Source organism: Streptomyces sp. NPDC043996 (assembly GCF_056435225.1).
In genome coordinates, this window is the sequence record NZ_JBWKEY010000001.1 from 947882 (window position 1) to 965893 (window position 18012).

General features: G+C 71.2%; 20 protein-coding genes and 1 pseudogene. 9 read left to right on the forward strand and 12 right to left on the reverse strand.

Annotation, left to right across the window (positions count from 1 at the left end):
• Positions 1 to 11: 11 nt before the first annotated feature.
• Complete coding sequence (locus AC07A4_RS04335) at positions 12 to 1568, reverse strand: alpha/beta hydrolase (protein ID WP_478592631.1); 1557 nt, start codon at positions 1566 to 1568, stop codon at positions 12 to 14.
• Positions 1569 to 1825: 257 nt separating this feature from the next.
• Between AC07A4_RS04335 and AC07A4_RS04340 the strand changes: the two genes are divergently transcribed.
• Positions 1826 to 3172: a 3-oxoacyl-ACP reductase gene (locus AC07A4_RS04340; RefSeq protein WP_478592634.1), complete on the forward strand. Its 1347-nt coding sequence runs from the start codon at positions 1826 to 1828 to the stop codon at positions 3170 to 3172.
• Positions 3173 to 3177: 5 nt separating this feature from the next.
• Here the strand turns inward: AC07A4_RS04340 and AC07A4_RS04345 are convergent, their stop codons facing one another.
• The gene (locus tag AC07A4_RS04345; protein WP_478592636.1) at positions 3178 to 3795 is read right to left on the reverse strand and encodes a TetR/AcrR family transcriptional regulator; all 618 of its coding nucleotides are present in this window, start codon (positions 3793 to 3795) and stop codon (positions 3178 to 3180) included.
• Positions 3796 to 3919: 124 nt separating this feature from the next.
• Positions 3920 to 4785, reverse strand: a pseudogene (locus tag AC07A4_RS04350) (NAD(P)-dependent oxidoreductase).
• Between AC07A4_RS04350 and AC07A4_RS04355 the strand changes: the two are divergent.
• The 4 genes from AC07A4_RS04355 to AC07A4_RS04370 all read left to right on the forward strand — a co-directional run bounded on the left by AC07A4_RS04355 (position 4784) and on the right by AC07A4_RS04370 (position 7294).
• A complete protein-coding gene (locus AC07A4_RS04355) occupies positions 4784 to 5185 on the forward strand; it encodes a winged helix-turn-helix transcriptional regulator (protein ID WP_478592638.1) in 402 nt (133 codons plus the stop codon). The pseudogene AC07A4_RS04350 and the gene AC07A4_RS04355 sit on opposite strands and share 2 nt — an antisense overlap.
• A 119-nt stretch (positions 5186 to 5304) precedes the next feature.
• On the forward strand, positions 5305 to 6567 hold the full coding sequence (locus AC07A4_RS04360) for a helix-turn-helix domain-containing protein (RefSeq protein ID WP_478592641.1): 1263 nt from the start codon (positions 5305 to 5307) through the stop codon (positions 6565 to 6567).
• A gap of 87 nt (positions 6568 to 6654) precedes the next feature.
• Complete coding sequence (locus AC07A4_RS04365; protein ID WP_478592643.1) at positions 6655 to 6855, forward strand: hypothetical protein; 201 nt, start codon at positions 6655 to 6657, stop codon at positions 6853 to 6855.
• Positions 6848 to 7294, forward strand: a complete 447-nt coding sequence (locus AC07A4_RS04370; RefSeq protein ID WP_478592645.1) for a hypothetical protein — start codon at positions 6848 to 6850, stop codon at positions 7292 to 7294. The genes AC07A4_RS04365 and AC07A4_RS04370 overlap by 8 nt, the downstream gene beginning before the upstream one ends.
• Before the next feature lie 61 nt (positions 7295 to 7355).
• Here the strand turns inward: AC07A4_RS04370 and AC07A4_RS04375 are convergent, their stop codons facing one another.
• The 4 genes from AC07A4_RS04375 to AC07A4_RS04390 form a co-directional block, all read right to left on the reverse strand.
• Positions 7356 to 8684: a dicarboxylate/amino acid:cation symporter gene (locus tag AC07A4_RS04375; RefSeq protein ID WP_478592648.1), complete on the reverse strand. Its 1329-nt coding sequence runs from the start codon at positions 8682 to 8684 to the stop codon at positions 7356 to 7358.
• Between the two features lie 400 nt (positions 8685 to 9084).
• Positions 9085 to 9375 carry a DUF4229 domain-containing protein gene (locus AC07A4_RS04380; protein WP_478592651.1) on the reverse strand — a complete coding sequence of 97 codons (291 nt, stop codon included), beginning with the start codon at positions 9373 to 9375 and terminating at the stop codon, positions 9085 to 9087.
• An 87-nt stretch (positions 9376 to 9462) separates the two neighbouring features.
• On the reverse strand, positions 9463 to 10626 hold the full coding sequence (mqnE, locus tag AC07A4_RS04385; RefSeq protein ID WP_478592654.1) for an aminofutalosine synthase MqnE: 1164 nt from the start codon (positions 10624 to 10626) through the stop codon (positions 9463 to 9465).
• A 100-nt stretch (positions 10627 to 10726) separates the two neighbouring features.
• Positions 10727 to 11182 (reverse strand): Lrp/AsnC family transcriptional regulator, encoded by a 456-nt coding sequence (locus tag AC07A4_RS04390; protein ID WP_030685400.1) that lies wholly within the window; start codon positions 11180 to 11182, stop codon positions 10727 to 10729.
• A gap of 139 nt (positions 11183 to 11321) precedes the next feature.
• Between AC07A4_RS04390 and AC07A4_RS04395 the strand changes: the two genes are divergently transcribed.
• Positions 11322 to 11453, forward strand: coding sequence for a hypothetical protein (locus AC07A4_RS04395; protein WP_478592963.1), 132 nt, complete (start codon positions 11322 to 11324; stop codon positions 11451 to 11453).
• A 56-nt stretch (positions 11454 to 11509) separates the two neighbouring features.
• Here the strand turns inward: AC07A4_RS04395 and AC07A4_RS04400 are convergent, their stop codons facing one another.
• The 3 genes from AC07A4_RS04400 to AC07A4_RS04410 are packed head-to-tail and all read right to left on the reverse strand — an operon-like array spanning position 11510 to position 14566.
• The gene (locus tag AC07A4_RS04400) at positions 11510 to 12181 is read right to left on the reverse strand and encodes a UbiX family flavin prenyltransferase (RefSeq protein ID WP_478592657.1); all 672 of its coding nucleotides are present in this window, start codon (positions 12179 to 12181) and stop codon (positions 11510 to 11512) included.
• A gap of 34 nt (positions 12182 to 12215) precedes the next feature.
• Positions 12216 to 13118, reverse strand: a complete 903-nt coding sequence (mqnP, locus tag AC07A4_RS04405; protein WP_478592660.1) for a menaquinone biosynthesis prenyltransferase MqnP — start codon at positions 13116 to 13118, stop codon at positions 12216 to 12218.
• A complete protein-coding gene (locus AC07A4_RS04410) occupies positions 13115 to 14566 on the reverse strand; it encodes a menaquinone biosynthesis decarboxylase (protein ID WP_478592662.1) in 1452 nt (483 codons plus the stop codon). The genes mqnP and AC07A4_RS04410 overlap by 4 nt, the downstream gene beginning before the upstream one ends.
• A gap of 88 nt (positions 14567 to 14654) precedes the next feature.
• Between AC07A4_RS04410 and AC07A4_RS04415 the strand changes: the two genes are divergently transcribed.
• Together AC07A4_RS04415 and AC07A4_RS04420 are read left to right on the forward strand one after the other, a co-directional pair.
• The gene (locus tag AC07A4_RS04415) at positions 14655 to 14939 is read left to right on the forward strand and encodes a PLD nuclease N-terminal domain-containing protein (RefSeq protein ID WP_478592665.1); all 285 of its coding nucleotides are present in this window, start codon (positions 14655 to 14657) and stop codon (positions 14937 to 14939) included.
• Between the two features lie 256 nt (positions 14940 to 15195).
• Positions 15196 to 16116, forward strand: coding sequence for an isopenicillin N synthase family dioxygenase (locus tag AC07A4_RS04420; protein ID WP_478592667.1), 921 nt, complete (start codon positions 15196 to 15198; stop codon positions 16114 to 16116).
• A gap of 6 nt (positions 16117 to 16122) precedes the next feature.
• Here AC07A4_RS04420 and AC07A4_RS04425 read toward each other — a convergent pair whose 3' ends face one another.
• Complete coding sequence (locus AC07A4_RS04425) at positions 16123 to 16449, reverse strand: ArsR/SmtB family transcription factor (RefSeq protein ID WP_478592670.1); 327 nt, start codon at positions 16447 to 16449, stop codon at positions 16123 to 16125.
• Positions 16450 to 16534: 85 nt separating this feature from the next.
• Between AC07A4_RS04425 and AC07A4_RS04430 the strand changes: the two genes are divergently transcribed.
• Positions 16535 to 17503, forward strand: a complete 969-nt coding sequence (locus AC07A4_RS04430) for a quinone oxidoreductase family protein (RefSeq protein WP_478592672.1) — start codon at positions 16535 to 16537, stop codon at positions 17501 to 17503.
• Here the strand turns inward: AC07A4_RS04430 and AC07A4_RS04435 are convergent.
• Positions 17500 to 17991 (reverse strand): SRPBCC domain-containing protein, encoded by a 492-nt coding sequence (locus AC07A4_RS04435; RefSeq protein ID WP_478592675.1) that lies wholly within the window; start codon positions 17989 to 17991, stop codon positions 17500 to 17502. The two genes, AC07A4_RS04430 and AC07A4_RS04435, sit on opposite strands and share 4 nt — an antisense overlap.
• Between the last annotated feature and the right edge of the window lie 21 nt (positions 17992 to 18012).

An 18012-nucleotide genomic window follows, 5' to 3' on the forward strand; every position in this document is an offset into this window, starting at 1 on the left:
CGCCCAACGCGTCACTCGCGCCACTCGGCCGCGCAGGAACTGCCGCTGCTCGGCAGCTGCTTGTACAGCAGGAACGCGTCCACTTTCGCCTTCACGCACTTCGAGCCGAAGTACCCGGTGTGCCCGTCGCCCTTGTTGTCGAGCACGACGGCGGACGACCCGAGGCGCTTCGCCGTCTCCTCCGTCCAGCGGTACGGGGTCGCGGGGTCGCCCCGCGTCCCGACCAGGAGGAGCTTCGGGGTGTCGACGTCCCGTACGTCGTCGCGGATGTACGAGGTGCCCGCGGGCCGGCCGAAGCACCACAGGACCGGCATCAGCATCGACGGGCCGAAGACGGCCGAGGCGTCCTTGAACTCGCCCTGCAACCGGGCGACTTCCTTCTCGATGCCCTTCGCGTCGGGCCGGTCGGGGTCGTCGGCGCAGTTCACGGCCATCAGCGCGGCGGTCGAGTTGTCCTCGGGCACCTCGGTCCGCGCCTGCCGTACGTCCCGTACATCCGTACGCGCCTGCCCCACCGCCCCGCCCATGCGCAGCAGCGCCCGCGGGTCGCCGTCGGCGAGCAGCCCGCCGAGGGCCTGCGACAGGGCGGGCCAGGCCTGGCGGCTGTAGAGGGCGGTGCCGAGGACGGCCACGAGGTCCTGCCCGGTGAACTCCTGGCCCTCGGTGGAGCGCAGCGGCATCGCGTCGAGGTCGTCGACGAGCTTCACCATGGCCGTGCGGGCCTTGCGCGAGTCGTCGCCGAACACGCATCCGGCGTTCTTCGTGCACCACAGCAGGAAGTTGTCGAGCGCGGTCTGCCGCCCCTCGGCGCCCACGAGCGCCTGTTCGTCGACGGGCTCGGTCAGCGTGTCCACGCCGTCGAGCACCATGCGGCCGACCTTCTTCGGGAACTGCGCCGCGTACACCGCGCCGAGCCGCGTGCCGTAGGAGAAGCCCAGGTAGTTGAGCTTCTTGTCGCCGAGGGCCTGCCGCATGACGTCCATGTCGCGCGAGACGTTCACGGTGCCGACGTACGGCAGTACGGGCCCGGACTCCTCCGCGCACCGCTTGGCCGTCGCGCGCAGCCGGTCGAGGACGGCGGCGGCGTCACCGGCGCTGTCGATCTCGTCCTCCTCCGGCTCGCCGCCGCAGCTGACGGGGTCGCTCAGGCCCACTCCGCGCGGGTCGAAGCCGATGACGTCGTACCCCTTGCCGACGTACCCAAAGTCCTTGAGCGCGTCGGCGAGCCCGGACACCCCGGCCCCTCCGGGACCGCCGAAGTTCACCAGGAGCGAGCCGCGCTTCTTGCCGCTGGCCCGCACCTTCATCATGGCCAGCTCGACGGTGCCCTTCTTGGGGGCGGCGTAGTCGAGCGGGACGGTGAGGGTGCCGCAGCGGACGTCCGCGTTCTTGGTGACCGACTCCGGCAGGTTCTGCTTCTCGGGCGTGCACGCGGACCAGGTGACCTTCTGCCCGTAGAAGCGCTTGAGGTCGGGCCCTTCGGCGGCTCCGGTCGGCGCGGTGGCGACGGGCAGGGCCGTGAGGGTCAGGGCGAGGGCGGTGACGCCCACGAACGCCGTCGTGCGCACGGCAGCCTCCCAGAGGTGCGGTCCCCCTGCGGCAACCCTAGGCTCACCCGCCCCACCTCGCCCGTTCAGCCCCGTAACGCAGCGTGACCATGAGCCGTCGCCGGGGGGTGACGCTGGGCGCTGACGCCGAGAGGACGCCGACGGGACGCCGAGAGTCGACGCGATCCGCCCACCCCCTCGACCAGCTCCTGACCCCTGAGTAACCTTACTCAAAAGTAAATTGCCGCAGAGCGCACGCCCGAGCTGGGAGCCCGACCATGGCCGACCGCTATCTGACGTTCACCCGCACCGCCCCCGGCCGCTTCCTCACTCGCGGGCTCGGCCTGCCCCGGCCGGTGCCGCTGCGCCGCTGGTCGCCCGAACACCCCGTGCTCGACGGTCCGTTGCTGCACCTGACGGCGGGCGACGTACCCCTGCCCGGCCTGTACGAGGTGCTCACCCGCGCCGGACTGCCGCCCCGTACCGACCCGTTGGGGGCCCGGCGGCCCGCCGCCGTGGTCCTGGACGCCACCGGCGTCGCCACGGTCACCGCGCTCGCGGACGTGCACGCCACCCTGCACCCCGTGGCACCGACGGTCGCCGACTGCGGCCGCGTGGTCCTCATCGGCGCGCCCCTCTCCCCCGCCGACCACCACCAGGCCGCCGCCCAGCAGGCCCTGGAGGGCTTCGCCCGCTCCCTCGCCAAGGAGCTCGGCCGGGGCAGGACCGTCACGCTCGTCCGCACCCACACGGCGACGGCGGCCGAGTCCACCCTGCGCTTCCTCCTCTCTCCGAAGTCGGCGTACGTGAACGGCCAGGTGATCGCGGTCGGCCCGGAAACCCCCGAAGAGGCCGAAGCGTCCGACCCTGGAGCACCCGCCCCCGAACCCCTCGACCGGGACCGGCCGTTGGCCGGGCGGACCGCCCTCGTTACCGGCGCCGCGCGCGGCATCGGCGAGGCCGTGGCCCACGTCCTGGCCCGTGACGGCGCCCATGTCGTGGTCCTCGACGTCCCCGCCGCCCGCGACGACGTCGTACGCGTCGCCGCCCGCGTCGGCGGCAGCCCGCTGCCCCTCGACATCACCGCCGACGACGCGGGCGAGCGCATCGCCGCCGCGCTCCCCGACGGGCTCGACGTCCTGGTCCACAACGCGGGCGTCACCCGGGACCGCCGCTTCGCCACCATGGCCGCCGACCGGTGGAGTGCGGTCCTCGACGTCAACCTCGGCAGCGTGCTGCGCACCACCGACTTCCTGCTCAAGACCGGCACCCTGCGGCGCGGCGGCCGCGTCGTCGCCACCGCGTCGATCGCCGGGATCGCCGGGAACGCGGGCCAGACCCACTACGCCGCCGCCAAGGCGGGCGTCGTCGGGTTCGTCCACTCCCTCGCGCCCCGCGCCCTCGCCGAGCACGGGGTCACCGTCAACGCGGTCGCGCCCGGCTTCATCGAGACCCGGATGACCGCGGGCATCCCCCTGCTCCTGCGTGAGGCGGGCCGCCGCATGAACTCCCTCGCCCAGGGCGGACTGCCCGTCGACGTCGCCGAAACCACGGCCTGGCTGGCCCACGCCGACGTGAACGACCAGGTCATCCGCGTCTGCGGCCAAAGCTTCCTGGGCGCGTAGCGCTCCTAGCGGGGCGGTGACCAGCGGCGGCCCTCCATGAGGTCGCCGAGCCCGGCCCAGGCGAAGTTCATGAGGGTGGCGGCGGCCTCCTTGGCCGAGACGGACGGCTCCGCGTTGGCCCACCCGGCGAGGGACTCGGCGGCGCCGACGAGCGCCTGCGCGAGCCCCGCGACCTCCCGCTCCGCCAGGGACGGATCCCGGTGGGCCTCGCGCGCGGCGGCCGCGATGAGCGCGGTCACGAACGCGACGATCTCCGCACGCAACACGTTCACCTCGGCGGCGAACGGCTCGCCGACCGTGCGGGCCTGGCTGTGCAGCACGGCCCACGCGTCGGGGTGGCGCGCGGTGTGCTCGAAGAACGCCCGCAGGCCGTCCCACAACTGCCGGTCGGCGGGCCCGTCGGGACGGACGGCATGGCGCACCGCGGCGATAAGGGCGGCGGCCTCACGACGAATGCAAGCGGTGAAAAGTGCTTCCTTGGAACTCAGATACAAATAGATCAACGGCTTGGAGACGCCCGCGATTTCGGCGATCTCGTCCATCGACGCGGCCCGGTACCCCCGCTGTCCGAACGTCCGCACCGCCGCGTCCAGCATCTGCCGCTCCCGCACGGCCCGGGGCATCCGCTTCCGCCCCACCCGCGCTCCGGCCCCACCCCCGGTCCTGACCTCTCCCACCCCGACCGCCCGCCCTTCCGCACCAACCGTCCACGGCTCAGCGTACGACCGCCCCAGCCGAGCGGCCGGGTCAGTCGCGGAGGAGTTCGGCGACGTGCGCGTACGAGGCGTCGGCGTAACCGGCCGTCATGCCCCGCCGGGCGATCTCGTGGGCGGCGGAGATGACCGTGCTGTCGACTCCCCGGCTGCGGGACGCGTCGAGGACGTGGGACATGATGGCCGCCGCCGAGCGGAGGTTGGAGCCTCCCGCGGGGTAGCTGCCGGTGTCGACCTGCTCGGCGAAGGTGTCGATGACGGCGGGCAGCAGACCGGCGACCCCCTTGGCGTAGGGGGCCAGGTCGCGGGCGGTGACGCCCTCGGCCCCCGCGAGGGCGAAGGCGTGGACGACGCCGGTCAGCGCGGTCCAGAAGATGTCGAGCAGCGCGACGTCGTGCGCCCCCGCGCGGCCCGGGTCCGCACCAGGTGCGCACAGGTACCGCCGATGGCCTGGAGGGTGTCGCGGTGGCGTTCGAACACGTCGGCCGGGCCGCTGTGCAGGACCAGGGTGGACGGGCCGCCGACCAGGTACGTCGGAACCATGATGGCGCCGTCGAGGTAGTCGATCCCGTGCGTGGCGGCCCACTCGGCGGTCGCGCGGGCGTCGTCGGGGGTACCGGCGGTCAGGTTGGCCAGGGTGCGGCCCTTGAGCGCGGCGGTGTGCGGGGCGGTGACGGCGCGTACGGCGTCGTAATCCAGCACGCAGACCACCACGAGCCCGCTCGCCGCGATGGCGTCGGCGGCGGTCGCGGCTTCGACGGCACCGCTCTCCACCAGGGCTTCCGCCCGGCCCGGGGTACGGTTCCAGACGGTTGTCGGATGGCCCGCGGCCAGGAACGCGGAGGCCAGGGCCTGGCCCATGGGGCCCAGGCCGAGCACAGTGACGGGGGAAGCAGACATGGGGGACTCCGAGGTCGTGACGGTGACCGATCCGCACACGTGCGGGATGGGCGTGGCCGTCGGGGTGTTCGAGGGCAAATGGAAGTCGTTCATCATGTGGGCGCTGTCCGAAGGGCCGCGCCGCTTCGGACAGACCCGGCGACTGGTCACCGGCATCAGCGAGAAGGTGCTGACCCAGCAGCTCCGGGAACTCCAGGCGGACGGGATCGTGCACCGGGAAGACCACGGAGAGGTACCGCCCCGGGTCGAGTACTCACTGACCGAGCGGGGCCGTCGGCTCTACGAACTCCTTGAACTGCTCTCCGCCTGGGGCCGGGATCACCTGGCCGCGAGGGAAGGCTCGATGAGGGACGAGGGGCTTGGCGCGCCTGAACCAGACTCCCCCCGCACCGCTTCTTGATCAAGTACGCACCTCCAGGTACGTGCCACGCCCGTGCGGGGCGGAGGCCTCTGATCCTCCCCAGGTGATGCGCGTGGGGAGTACGTTCGGAGTGTCGAGCTCTGAACGGAGGCACCCGTATGCCCGAAGTCACCGACACAGGACCGGCCCCCCAACTCACCTTCGGCCAGCGCGTCAAGCGGGCCCGCGTCCGCGCGGGCAAGACCCGCGCCTACGTCGCGGGCCTGATGGGCCACTCCGAGGCGTGGGTCAAGGCGATCGAGCGCGGCACCATCGGGATGCCCCGGTTTCCCAAGCTGCTGAGGCTCGCACGGGTCCTCGGCGTCGAGGACATCACGGAGCTCACCGGGGACGACCGCATCGCGGCCGCGACCTACACCAAGGCCGAGCACGGCCAGTTGCCGCTCATCAAGCAAGCCCTGAACGCGTACCGCCTCGCGCCAGCCGACCGCCAGCCGGAGCCCGCCGACGTACTGGCCGCCCGCCTGCGGCAGATGTGGAAGCTGTGGCACGCCCGGGACCACCGCGCGGGGACGCGCGACGCGCCCCAGGGGAACCGCAGCCGCATCGCGCAGCTGCTGCCCGCGCTCCTCGACGACACCCGGCACGCCGCGCGCACCCTCGAGGGAGCCGACCGCCGCCGGGCGCTCGTGGCCAAGGCCGAGGCCTACCACCTCGCTCAGCTCTTCCTCAGCTTCCAGCCCGCCCCGGACCTGATCCTGCTGGCCGGTGACCGTGCCATGACCGCCGCGCAGGACGCCGACAGCCCCCGCGCGATCGCTGCCGCGGCCTGGTACGTCAACCACGTCCACCGCGACGCCGGAGAAGCCGCGGAGGCCCGCGTCGACCTCGCCGAGCAGGCCGCCTCGCTCCTGCGAGGCGCCGATGACCCGGACCACATCGCCCGCCAGGGGCTCCTGTACCTCGCGGTCGCCCTGTCGTACGCGAAGACGGGCCAGAGCGGGGACGCGTGGCGGTACTGGGACAAGGCCGACGCCGCCGCCCGCCAGCTCGGCGACGACTACGCGCATCCGTGGCTGATCTTCGGCCGGGGCATCGTCGACGGCTACGCGATCACCATGTACAACGACCTGGTGCGGCCCACCAAAGCCGTGGACGTCGCCGCCAGTCTCGACCTCCGCACGATCCCTTCGGCGACGCGCCGCTCGTACCACCTCATCGAGACGGCCCGGGCGCACACCCTGCTCGACGAGAGCGCCGCCGCCGTGAGCTACCTACAGCGGGCGTTCAAGGAGTCACCGGAAACCGTCCAGTACAACTTGCACACCCGCAGCGTGCTGCCAGAACTCGTGCGGTGCGGACCGCGCATGGTGCGCGAGGACGCGGCCGATCTGGCGCAGGAGCTCGGTGTGCCTGTGTGATCGCGTAAGGGGCAGGAAACCTACCCACTGACGAGGGGGTAGGTTTCCCACCCCCTCGCCGTCCCGGCCCCGCCTACGGTCACAGACATGAGACACCCCACCCCGGACGGTGGGCCCATGAGCGCGCCCGCCGAAGCCAACGACCACGACTTCCCAGACCACCGGTACGCGGCCTACCGCGCCCACCTCGACACCTGCCCCCGCAGACACCTCGGCCTCCTCGCCGACTGCGTCGAGGGAGCCCGGCTGCGCGCCGCCTGGACCAGGGGAGCCCGCACCGATGCCTGACCGACCCTCGCTCCTGGCGCTGTACGCCCTCCCGGCAGACCCCGGCACCCTCCCCCCACCCCAACGCACCGGCACCGCCTGCGTCTGGTGCCGCCACGAACTGCACCCCGGCGAAGGCATCGACCTCGGCGGCACCGGCGACTGGCGCCCCCACGGCTGCGTGCCCTGCTGCGAGATCGAGAACCACACCGTGGCCACCTACCTCGACTGGCACGACCACGGCATCACCTGCGAACACTGCCCGCTGCGGCCCTGCCCGAGAGCCCACGTCCTGCGCGAGGCGCACCTGAGCGCACAGCAACAGGCGGGCAGGCCCGAGCCCTCGTGCGCGGAGTGCAGGACCGCCATCGCGGTCGGCGAACCTCTCCGCCCCCACCTCTGGCAAGGCCTCAACGGCCCCGTACTGGGCTACCTCCACGCCCGCACATGCCCGCGGTAGCAGCACCGCGCCCCCCGCTGAACATCTCAGCGAGGGGCACGGTCCGTTGTGGGCGAGGGGCTCAGGCCGTGGCCGGCAGCGGACCCTCGTCCAGCGGGGACGCGGAGGCGTGTTCGTACGCCTCCCGGTCCAGGATGTTCTCGCGGGCCGCGACCACGACCGGGACCAGGGCCTGACCGGCGACGTTCGTCGCCGTGCGCATCATGTCCAGGACCGGGTCGATGGCGAGGAGGAGGCCGACGCCCTCCATCGGGAGGCCGAGGGTGGAGAGGGTCAGGGTCAGCATGACCGTGGCGCCCGTCAGACCGGCCGTCGCGGCGGAGCCGACCACCGACACGAAGGCGATGAGCAGGTACTCCTTGATGCCCATGTTCACGTCGAAGATCTGCGCGACGAAGATCGCGGCGATCGCCGGGTAGATCGCGGCGCAGCCGTCCATCTTGGTGGTGGCGCCGAACGGCACCGCGAAGGACGTGTACTCCTTCGGCACACCGAGGCGCTCGGTGACCTTCTGGGTGACCGGCATGGTGCCCACGGACGAGCGGGAGACGAAGGCCAGCTGGATCGCGGGCCAGGCGCCCTTGAAGAACTGCAGCGGGCTGACCTTGGCGACGAACGCGAGAAGCAGCGGGTAGACGCCGAACATCACCAGGGCGCAGCCGATGTAGATGTCGGCGGTGAACGTGGCGTACTTGCTGATCAGGTTCCAGCCGTAGTCGGCGATGGCGAAGCCGATGAGGCCGATGGTGCCGATCGGGGAGAGCTTGATGACCCACCACAGGGCCTTCTGGAGCAGCGCGAGGACCGACTCGCTGAGGTCCAGGATCGGCTTGGCCTTCTCGTCGCCGATCTTGAGGATGGCGATGCCCGCGACGGCGGCCATGAACACGATCTGGAGGACGTTCAGCTCGGTGAAGGGCGTGATGACGTCCGTGGGGATGATGCCGGTGAGGAAGTCGATCCAGGAGCCCTCGTGTTCGGGCTTGGCGCCGTCCTTGGGCGTCAGGCCCGTGCCCGCGCCGGGGTTGGTGACCAGGCCGATGACGAGGCCGATGACGACCGCGATCAGCGACGTGATCATGAACCAGAGCAGCGTGCGGGTCGCGAGCCGGGCGGCGTTGTTGACCTTCCGCAGGTTCGTGATCGAGATCAGGATGGCGAAGAAGACGAGCGGGGCGACCGCCAGCTTCAGCAGGCCGATGAAGGTGTCGCCGACCTTGGAGAGGGTGGTGACGAGCCAGCTGATGTCCTGGCTGCGGGCGAGCCAGCCGAGCAGGACGCCGAGGACGAGACCGCCGAGGATCTGGGCCCAGAAGGGCGGCTTGAGGTACGCGGGTATCCGGAAGCCGGGCTTCGGCTCATCGGTGGGGGACGCGGAATTCGCGGACACGGACACACTCCGGGTAATGACGGGGGGGACGTGAGGAGCGGCGACCGCGAAGGGTCACGGGCGCCGCTGCAGTGCAGGTGTCGAAGTCGTTCAGATGACGCGACAGGCCGCGGACATGCAGCGGCAGAGATCGACATGCAGGCGCGCCACGAGCGGGACGCTCATGGCGTTGCGGTGCGCGGCTGCTGTCTTCATGTCGAACACGTTAACACTCACGCTTTGAGAACATCAAAGGTCTTGTTTGAGGTATGGGGGCCTCGGGGTCCTCACCCGTCCGCCCCGGCTCCCGTCCAACTCCCGCACGACGCACCGCACCCCGGTGCCGGAGGGGGTCCTCCGGCACCGGGGTGCGGGTGCATGCGTGTGACGTACGTTACGACCGCGCGCGGGCGGCGTCGTCTTACGACTGGGCGCGCGCCGCGTCGTCGGCGCCGTCCTCCTGCGTGCGGTTGCGCTCCAGGGTGGCCTTGACGTTGTCGACCTTGGCGACGACCTTCTCCGAGGCGCGGTCGCGCTCCTTGCGCAGCACGATGAAGCTGATCGGCGCGGAGACCACCAGGGCGAGCATCGCCACCCACAGGAGGTTGGAGCCGCCGAGGCCGCGCGGCACGATGCCGGAGTAGACGAGGCCCCAGACGACCAAGAAGCAGCCCGCGAAGACCCCGAGGCGCATCAGCGTGTAGCGGAGCATGTCAATCCACTCTTCCGTTCCGAAATAGCCAGAGCTGGCCGAGTCCCTCCAGTGAAGCACGGGAGCCCCACCGGGCAGGAGAGGGGGTCAGAGCCGCATCGGCTGCGGCGACTCGCGCAGCTCCCGGTCGGGTCCTGGGTACTCGCGGATGATCTCGTAGCGGGTGTTGCGCTCCACCGGGCGGAAGCCCGCCTCGCGGATCAGGTCGAGCAGGTCCTCGCGGGTCAGCTTGTTCGGCGTGCCGAAGTTGTCCGCGTCGTGCGTGATCTTGTACTCGACGACCGAGCCGTCCATGTCGTCCGCTCCGTGCTGGAGGGCGAGCTGCGCGGTGTCGACGCCGTGCATGACCCAGAAGACCTTGACGTGCGGCACGTTGTCGAAGAGCAGCCGGGAGACGGCGAAGGTCTTCAGGGCCTCGATGCCGGAGGCCATCTTCGTGCGGGCCTGGAGGCGGTTACGGACCTTGCCGTCCTGCATGTCCACGAAGTCGTGCTGGTAGCGCAGCGGGATGAAGACCTGGAAGCCGCCGGTCTCGTCCTGGAGCTCGCGCAGCCGAAGGACGTGGTCGACGCGGTGGCGGGGCTCCTCGATGTGCCCGTACAGCATCGTCGAGGGGGTCTTGAGACCCTTCTCGTGCGCCAGGCGGTGGATGCGGGACCAGTCCTCCCAGTGGGTCTTGTGGTCCACGATGTGCTGCCGGACCTCCCAGTCGAAGATCTCGGCGCCGCCGCCGGTCAGGGATTCGAGGCCCGCGTCGATCAGCTCGTCGAGGATCTCCGAGGCGGACAGGCCCGAGATGGTCTCGAAGTGGTGGATCTCGGTGGCGGTGAAGGCCTTGAGGGAGACGTTCGGCAGGGCCGCCTTCAGCTCCCGCAGCGAGCGCGGGTAGTAGCGCCACGGCAGGTTCGGGTGCAGGCCGTTGACGATGTGCAGTTCGGTGAGGTTCTCGCCCTCCATCGCCTTGGCGAGGCGGACGGCCTCCTCGATGCGCATCGTGTACGCGTCCTTCTCGCCCGGCTTGCGCTGGAAGGAGCAGTAGGCGCAGGACGCGGTGCACACGTTCGTCATGTTGAGGTGACGGTTGACGTTGAAGTGCACGACGTCGCCGTTCTTGCGGGTGCGCACCTCGTGCGCGAGGCCGCCGAGCCAGGCCAGGTCGTCGGACTCGTACAGGGCGATGCCGTCCTCGCGGGACAGCCGCTCACCGGAGTGAACCTTCTCCTCCAGCTCGCGCTTGAGCCCTGCGTCCATGCCCGTACCTCTATCTCTCCGACGACCTGCGACAGACCGGACCAACGGTACTCCCCCCGCCTCCTGGGGCAGGGGCGCCCCCTAGGGCCCCGCTGGCGCCCTAGACCTCTTCCGGCAGCTCTCCGACCCGGTTCTCCCACTTCGTGGAGAGGACGATCGTGGTGCGTGTGCGGGAGACGCCCTTGGTGCCGCTGAGACGGCGGATGGTCTTCTCCAGGCCGTCCACGTCCGAGGCGCGGACCTTGAGCATGTACGAGTCGTCGCCCGCGATGAACCAGCAGTCCTCGATCTCGTGCAGGTCGCGCAGGCGCCGGGCGACGTCCTCGTGGTCGGCGGCGTCGGACAGCGAGATACCGATCAGGGCGGTGACGCCGAGGCCGAGGGACGCGGAGTCGACCGTCGCGCGGTAGCCGGTGATGACGCCGGCCGCCTCCAGGCGGTTGATGCGGTCGGTGACGCTGGGCCCGGAGAGGCCGACGAGGCGCCCCAGCTCGGCGTAGGAAGCACGGCCGTTCTCGCGCAGAGCCTGGATGAGCTGCCTGTCCACGGCATCCATAGGTCGAAGCCTTTCATTATTTAGCGTTTTCGCGAGTCTACGTGTAGAATCTAAGGCACAACAGGGTCTACACCCTGTGAATCTTTCAGAATCTCAGCCGATCAACGACGATCCTTCGAATTCTTCAGGAGTGTTCCCCGTGTACACGATCGAGATGGCCTACGCCCGTATGCGCGAGCTGCAGGACCTGGCCAACCGCTCGCGTGCCCACCAGCCCGCCGTCTCGGCGCGCAAGGCCGCCAAGAAGCAGCGCGCCACCAAGAAGCGCTGACCGCTCAACCGCCGACCGCTCCCTACGGGGGCGTTCACTACGGGGGCGTTCGGCCCTCACCGGGAGCCGCCTCCTAGCTCCCCTTCCCAGCGGCGGTACAGCTGGTGCGGCACCCCTGCCGCGTCCAGCGTCCGCCCCGCGACGAAGTCCACCAGATCCTGGATGTGCGTCGCCCCCGCGTAGAACGCCGGAGAGGCGGGCAGCACGATCGCGCCCGCCTCGTCCAGGCTCACCAGGTGCCGCAGCGTCTGCCCGTTCAGCGGCGTCTCCCGTACGCACACCACCAGGCGCCGCCCCTCCTTGAGCGTCACGCTCGCCGCGCGCTGCAGCAGGTCCTTCGAAAGCCCCAGCGCCACCCCGGCCACGCACGCCGTCGACGCGGGCACGATCAGCATGCCCTTCGTCGCGTACGAACCCGACGAGGGCCCCGCCGCGAGGTCACCGGCCGCCCAGTACCGCACGTCGTCCACGCTCACCCGGAACGTGCCCGGCTTGCCGTCCGCCCCCCGCGACAGCCACTCCTCCAGGTCCGCGCGCCAGTGCGCGTCGCGGAAGGAGATGCCGGTCTCGTCGAGCAGGGTCAGGCGGGAGGCGCGCGAGACCACCAGGTCCACGCTCTCCCCCGCCGCCAGGAGCGCCCGAAGGACCGAGGCCGCGTACGGGGTGCCGGACGCGCCCGACACCCCCACGACCCAGGGCCTGCGCCGCTCGTCGTCTCCCACGGTCACGCTCCGCAGTCTCTCCATGGACCCCGTACACCTCTCACAGCGTCAGTCCGCGCACCAGCAGGTCGAGCAGCGCGCACACGAAGAGCGCGATCCCGATGAAGCCGTTGACCTGGAAGAACGCGCGGTTGACCCGGGTCAGGTCATGGGGGCGCACGATCGAGTGCTCGTACACGAAGGCGCCCGCCACGATCAGGAGTCCGAGCCAGAAGAACGCGCCCGCGCCGGTGGCGAGGGCGTACCAGACGAACAGCGCCGTCGTGATGGCGTGGCAGACGCGCGCGCCCCAGACGGCGGCCGGGATGCCGAACCGCGCGGGCACCGACATGACGCCGATCTCCCGGTCGGTCTCCACGTCCTGGCAGGCGTAGATCAGGTCGAAGCCGCCGATCCACACGCCCACCGCGAGGCCGAGGACCACGGCCGTCCAGGACCACTCGCCGGTGATCGCGATCCACGCGCCGACGGGCCCCATGGCCTGCGCGACGCCGAGGATCGCCTGCGGGAAGTTGGTGAACCTCTTGCCGTACGGATAGACGACCATCGGCACCACCGCGACCGGCGCGAGCGCCAGGCACAGCGGGTTGAGCAGCGCGGCCGAGCCCAGGAAGACCACGACGGCGACGAGCGCGCCGGTCCACGCGGACTTCACGGTGACGGCGCCGGTGACGAGCTCGCGGTGCGCGGTGCGCGGGTTACGGGCGTCGATCTCGCGGTCGATGATGCGGTTGGCGGCCATCGCGAACGTACGCAGGCCGACCATGCAGACGGTGACGAGCAGCAGCCGCCCCCAGTGGATGTTCTCGTCCCACTCGTACATCGCCGTCAGGGAGGCGATGTAGGCGAAGGGCAGCGCGAACACCGAGTGCTCGATCATGACGAGCCGCAGGAAGGCTTTCGTACGTCCCGGCTGCGGCAGCGCGGCGGAAGCGGAACTCACAGGCCGTACTCCCTCCAGCGGCGGTCGACTTTCGCCGCCGTGTCCGGATCGGACTCGACCATGTCGGGCCAGCCGCCGTCCCGGGTGTAGCCCTCCTCGGGCCACTTCTTGGTGGCGTCGATGCCCGCCTTGCCGCCCCAGAACTGCTGGTAGGAGGCGTGGTCGAGATGGTCGACCGGTCCCTCGACGACGGTCAGGTCACGGGCGTAGTCGGTGTTGCCGAGCGCCCGCCACGCCACCTCGTGCAGATCGTGCACATCGCAGTCGGAGTCCACGACCACGATCAGCTTGGTCAGCGACATCATGTGCGCGCCCCAGATGGCGTGCATGACCTTCTGCGCGTGCTTCGGGTACTTCTTGTCGATCGCGACGATCGCGCAGTTGTGGAAGCCGCCCGACTCCGGCAGGTGGTAGTCCACGATGTCCGGCACGATGATCTTGAGGAGGGGGAGGAAGAACCTCTCCGTCGCCCGGCCGAGGGGGCCGTCCTCCGTCGGCGGGCGCCCCACCACGATCGACTGGAGCAGCGGCCGCTTCCGCATCGTCACGCAGTCGATCTTCAGCGCGGGGAACGGCTCCTGCGGCGTGTAGAACCCGGTGTGGTCGCCGAAGGGACCCTCGGGCAGCATCTCGCCCGGCTCCAGCCAGCCCTCGATGACCACCTCGGCCTGCGCGGGCACCTGGAGCGGCACGGTCTTGCAGTCGACCATCTCGACGCGCTTGCCCTGGAGGAAGCCCGCGAAGAGGTACTCGTCGATGTCGCCGGGCAGCGGCGCGGTCGACGCGTACGACACGGCGGGCGGGCAGCCGAAGGCGATCGCGACCGGCAGGCGCTCGCCCCTGCGCGCCGCCACCTGGTAGTGGTTGCGGCTGTCCTTGTGGATCTGCCAGTGCATGCCGATGGTGCGCTCGTCGTGGCGCTGGAGGCGGTAGAGGCCGAGGTTGCGGACGCCGGTCTCGGGGTGCTTGGTGTGGGTGAGCCCCAGGTTGAAGAACGAGCCGCCGTCCTTGGGCCAGGTGAAGAGGGCGGGCAGCCGGTTCAGGTCCACGTCGTCGCCGGTGAGGACGACCTCCTGCACGGGGGCGTCCTTCACCTTCCTCGGCGGTACGTGCGCCATCGCGCCGAGCTTCCCGAAGGCCTCGCGCACGCCGACGAAGCCGTGCGGCAGCTCCGGCTTGAGCAGCCCGCCGATCTTCTCGCTGATCTCGCCGTACGACTTCAGGCCGAGGGCCTTGAGCAGCCGGCGGTCGGTGCCGAACACGTTCATCGCGAGGGGCATGTCGCTGCCCTTGACGTTCTCGAAGAGGAGCGCCGGGCCGCCGGACTTCTGTACGCGGTCGACGATCTCGCCGACCTCCAGATACGGGTCGACCTCGGCCTTGATCCGCTTCAGATCGCCCTCGCGCTCCAGTGCCCTCAGCAGAGAGCGGAGATCGTCATAAGCCATGCGGTCAAGTATCGGTCACGGGCTACCCTGGGCCCGTCACCGGGTACGCCCGGCGCCCTGGCTCCGCTCCTTGGAGGATCGTCCGCACATGCTCAGGTATCTGCCGTTCCTGCTGGTCCTGGCGGTGTGGATCTACGCCTTCATCGACGTTCTGAACACTCCGGAGAACGAAGTACGCCATCTGCCCAAGGTGGTGTGGGTCATCATCGTGCTCCTGTTCGGCGAGGTGCTGCTCGGGCCGATCGCGTGGTTCGTCACCGGCAAGAAGCGGCAGCCCGCCGGGGGCGCGCCGCGCCGGTCCGGGGGCTGGGTGGCCCCCGATGACAACCCCGACTTCCTCAAGGGCCTGGGCGAAAACCGCGACGACAAGTAGGGCCCTGCCGGGGGCTCCTCCCCCACCCCGCCCCTTCCCGAAACCATGGGGCTCCGCCCCCTGGACCCCCGAAAAGCATCGGCCTGCGGCCTCGTCCTCAAACGCCGGACGGGCTGAAACTGGCCGCTTCTAGCCCGTCCGGCGTTTGAGGACGAGGCGCGAAGCGCCAATATCGGTGAGCGGGGGAACGGGGGCAGCCGCACCCGGATCGGGAAGGGGCGGGCCTGGGGCGCCCCGCGAGGGCACCATGGGCACCATGACGATCCCCACCGTCGACCTCCGCGCCTGGCGCGACGGCACCCCCACCACCCGCACCCAGATCATCAAAGCCGTCAACGACGGCCTCCGCACCGCCGGCTTCCTCCTCCTCACCGGCCACGACGTCACCCCCGACCTCCGCGCGACCATCCGCCAGGAGGCCCGCGCCTTCTTCCGCCTGCCACCCGCCGCCAAGGCGGCGTACGCCGCGAAGGTGGGCGGCCGCGGCTGGCTGGGCCCCGGCGCCGAGGCCAACGCGTACGCGGAGGGCACACCCTCGCCGCCGGACCTGAAGGAGTCGTTCTGCTTCGCCGCCGACGAGCCGACCGGCGACCCGGCCGTCGACGCCGAGTGGTTCGCGCCCAACACCTGGCCGAGCGAGACCCCCGGGCTCCAGACCCCCGTACAGACGTACCTCGCCCAGATGCGGGCCCTCTCCGACCAGTTGCTCGAACTGCTCGCGGCCGCGCTCGGCGAGCCCGAGGACTTCTTCACCCGGCACACCGGCCACCCCACCTGGGGCTTCAACATCAACTGGTATCCGGGCAGGGACGTGGTCGGGGAGCCGGAGCCGGGCCAGTTCCGCATCGGCGCGCACACCGACTTCGGCACGGTCACGGTCCTGGACCGGCAGGCGGGCCGCGGCGGCCTCCAGGTGTTCACGGACGACGACGGCTGGCAGGACGCGCCGTGGCACCCCGAGGCGTTCACCATCAACATCGGTGACCTGATGGCCCGCTGGAGCGGCGGCCGCTGGCGCTCGGGGCGCCACCGCGTGCTCCCGCCCCCGGCCGACGCGCCCGCCGAGGAGCTGATGTCGCTCGTGTACTTCTACGACTGCGACCCGGGCACGGACGTGCGCGGCACCGACTCGCACACCTATCTGCGGGCCCAGCTGGACGCGATCACCACCGGCTGATCCGGGTCAGTCCCCGCGCAGCACCAGGGCGAGCAGCCCGGGGAAGCGCGCGTCGAACTCCGCGCGCCGCAGCCGGTTCACCCGGCGCGGCCCCTCGTCGCGCTGCTCGACGAGACCGGCCGCCCGCAGCGCCGCGAAGTGATGACTGAGGGCGGCCTTGCCGACGGGCACGTCGAAGCTGCCGCACGCCCGCGACCAGTCCGCCGACGCCGCCAGCTCCCGTACCAGGTACATCCGTACGGGATCGGCGAGCGCCGCGAGCGCCTCCCGCACGGTGACGTCCTCGAGCCGTGCGTGCACCGGCGCCGCGCGATGACGGGTACGTCCGGCCATGGGATCGCCTCCCCCTTGCAGAGTGTTCGATGAAAACCATACAGTCCCGAGTGTTCAATGTGGATCGAACACCGGAGACTCCCCCATGCGCGCAGTCCAGATCACCGAGTTCGGCGGCCCCGACGTCCTGAACGTCGTCGACATCGACGCCCCCGCCCCCGGCCCCGGCCAGGTCGCCATCGACGTCGCGTACACCGGCGTGAACTTCGCCGACCTCAAGGCCCGCGCCGAGGGCTATCGCGTGCCGGGCCTGCCGTTCGTGCCGGGCCTCGAGGTGTCGGGGCGGGTGCGGGCGCTCGGGCCCGGCGTGAGGGGGCCCGCCGTCGGCCAGGAGGTGGCCGCGCTCACGGCGGGCGGCGCCTACGCGGAGGTGGCCCTCGCGGACGCCGCCACTGTCTTCGCCGTCCCGGCCGGGATCAGCCTGCGCACGGCCGCCACGCTCCCCACCGTCCTGCCCACCGCCCACGCCCTGCTGCACGAGGCCGGGCGGCTGCGCGCGGGCGAGAGCGTCCTGGTGCAGGGCGCCGCGGGCGGCGTGGGCACCGTCCTCGGCCAGCTGGCGAAGGCCGCCGGGGCCCGGGTGTTCGGCGTGGTGTCGAGCGCGGCGAAGGCGGAATACGCCCGTCGTCACGGCTACGACGATGTGTTCACCGGCGACTTCGCCGAGGCGGCCCGCGCGGCCACCGGCGGCCGTGGCGTCGACCTCGCCCTCGACCCGGTCGGCGGCGACACCTTCCGCGCGAGCCTCGACGCGCTCGCCACCTTCGGCCGCCTGGTGTCCTACGGCAACGCGAGCTCGGCCGAGCCGTGGCGGGTGGGCCAGGCCGAGCTGTTCCCGGGCACACGCTCCGTGGCGGGCTTCTCGATCCTGACCCTCGCCCAGAAGGACCCGGCGGCGCTGCGGGCGCTCGCCGAACGCGCCTTCCGTACGGTCGCCGACGGCACCGTCACGCTGCCCGTCACCGCCGAGTTCCCCCTGGCGGAGGCCGCGAAGGCGCACGCACTCCTCGGCGGCCGCACGACGACGGGCAAGCTGCTGCTGCGCGTGCGCTAGGCGTAGGCCGCCCGCAGCTCGCGCCAGCGGTCCAGGGTCCACGTCGACCAGTCCTTCGGCCGTCCCGCAAGGGCGTCCACCAGGAACCCGAAGTGGTCGTGCCACCCGGCCAGGCAGTCGAGCCGGAAGGAGTCGTCACCGGTGAGCTCGTTGGTGAAGCGCAGGGTGGTGCCCGTGGCCCCCGCGTGCTCCAGATGGAAGCGGCACCGGCCGTGCAGATCGATCGTGTACTCGGCGACGACGTCCGGGTCCCAGGCGGTGACGCGCCCGGAGTGCACGCCGTCGTCCGTGTTGAGCCAGCGCAGGGTGACGGCTCCGCCGAGGCGCGGCTCGAACACGTCGGCGGCGGCGAGCCACCCCGGAAGTCCCTCCGGGGTGGCCACCGCCGCCCAGACCCGCTCCACCGGGTGCGGCAGATTCAGCACCCAGTGGAGCGTGTGCGTGTCCCCCTTGGTCCGGCTGGTCCCCTGTTCGATGGTTTCGGTCATGGGGCAAGACTCACGCACACG

What these genes read in the sequence shown, in the direction of transcription:
- AC07A4_RS04340 (WP_478592634.1), top strand. Translation starts at nt 1,826, where the DNA reads ATGGCCGACCGCTATCTGACGTTCACCCGCACCGCCCCCGGCCGCTTC.
- AC07A4_RS04345 (WP_478592636.1), bottom strand. Translation starts at nt 3,795, where the DNA reads ATGCCCCGGGCCGTGCGGGAGCGGCAGATGCTGGACGCGGCGGTGCGG.
- AC07A4_RS04355 (WP_478592638.1), top strand. Translation starts at nt 4,784, where the DNA reads ATGGGGGACTCCGAGGTCGTGACGGTGACCGATCCGCACACGTGCGGG.
- AC07A4_RS04360 (WP_478592641.1), top strand. Translation starts at nt 5,305, where the DNA reads ATGCCCGAAGTCACCGACACAGGACCGGCCCCCCAACTCACCTTCGGC.
- AC07A4_RS04365 (WP_478592643.1), top strand. Translation starts at nt 6,655, where the DNA reads ATGAGACACCCCACCCCGGACGGTGGGCCCATGAGCGCGCCCGCCGAA.
- AC07A4_RS04370 (WP_478592645.1), top strand. Translation starts at nt 6,848, where the DNA reads ATGCCTGACCGACCCTCGCTCCTGGCGCTGTACGCCCTCCCGGCAGAC.
- AC07A4_RS04380 (WP_478592651.1), bottom strand. Translation starts at nt 9,375, where the DNA reads ATGCTCCGCTACACGCTGATGCGCCTCGGGGTCTTCGCGGGCTGCTTC.
- mqnE (WP_478592654.1), bottom strand. Translation starts at nt 10,626, where the DNA reads ATGGACGCAGGGCTCAAGCGCGAGCTGGAGGAGAAGGTTCACTCCGGT.
- AC07A4_RS04390 (WP_030685400.1), bottom strand. Translation starts at nt 11,182, where the DNA reads ATGGATGCCGTGGACAGGCAGCTCATCCAGGCTCTGCGCGAGAACGGC.
- AC07A4_RS04410 (WP_478592662.1), bottom strand. Translation starts at nt 14,566, where the DNA reads ATGGCTTATGACGATCTCCGCTCTCTGCTGAGGGCACTGGAGCGCGAG.
- AC07A4_RS04415 (WP_478592665.1), top strand. Translation starts at nt 14,655, where the DNA reads ATGCTCAGGTATCTGCCGTTCCTGCTGGTCCTGGCGGTGTGGATCTAC.
- AC07A4_RS04420 (WP_478592667.1), top strand. Translation starts at nt 15,196, where the DNA reads ATGACGATCCCCACCGTCGACCTCCGCGCCTGGCGCGACGGCACCCCC.
- AC07A4_RS04425 (WP_478592670.1), bottom strand. Translation starts at nt 16,449, where the DNA reads ATGGCCGGACGTACCCGTCATCGCGCGGCGCCGGTGCACGCACGGCTC.
- AC07A4_RS04430 (WP_478592672.1), top strand. Translation starts at nt 16,535, where the DNA reads ATGCGCGCAGTCCAGATCACCGAGTTCGGCGGCCCCGACGTCCTGAAC.
- AC07A4_RS04435 (WP_478592675.1), bottom strand. Translation starts at nt 17,991, where the DNA reads ATGACCGAAACCATCGAACAGGGGACCAGCCGGACCAAGGGGGACACG.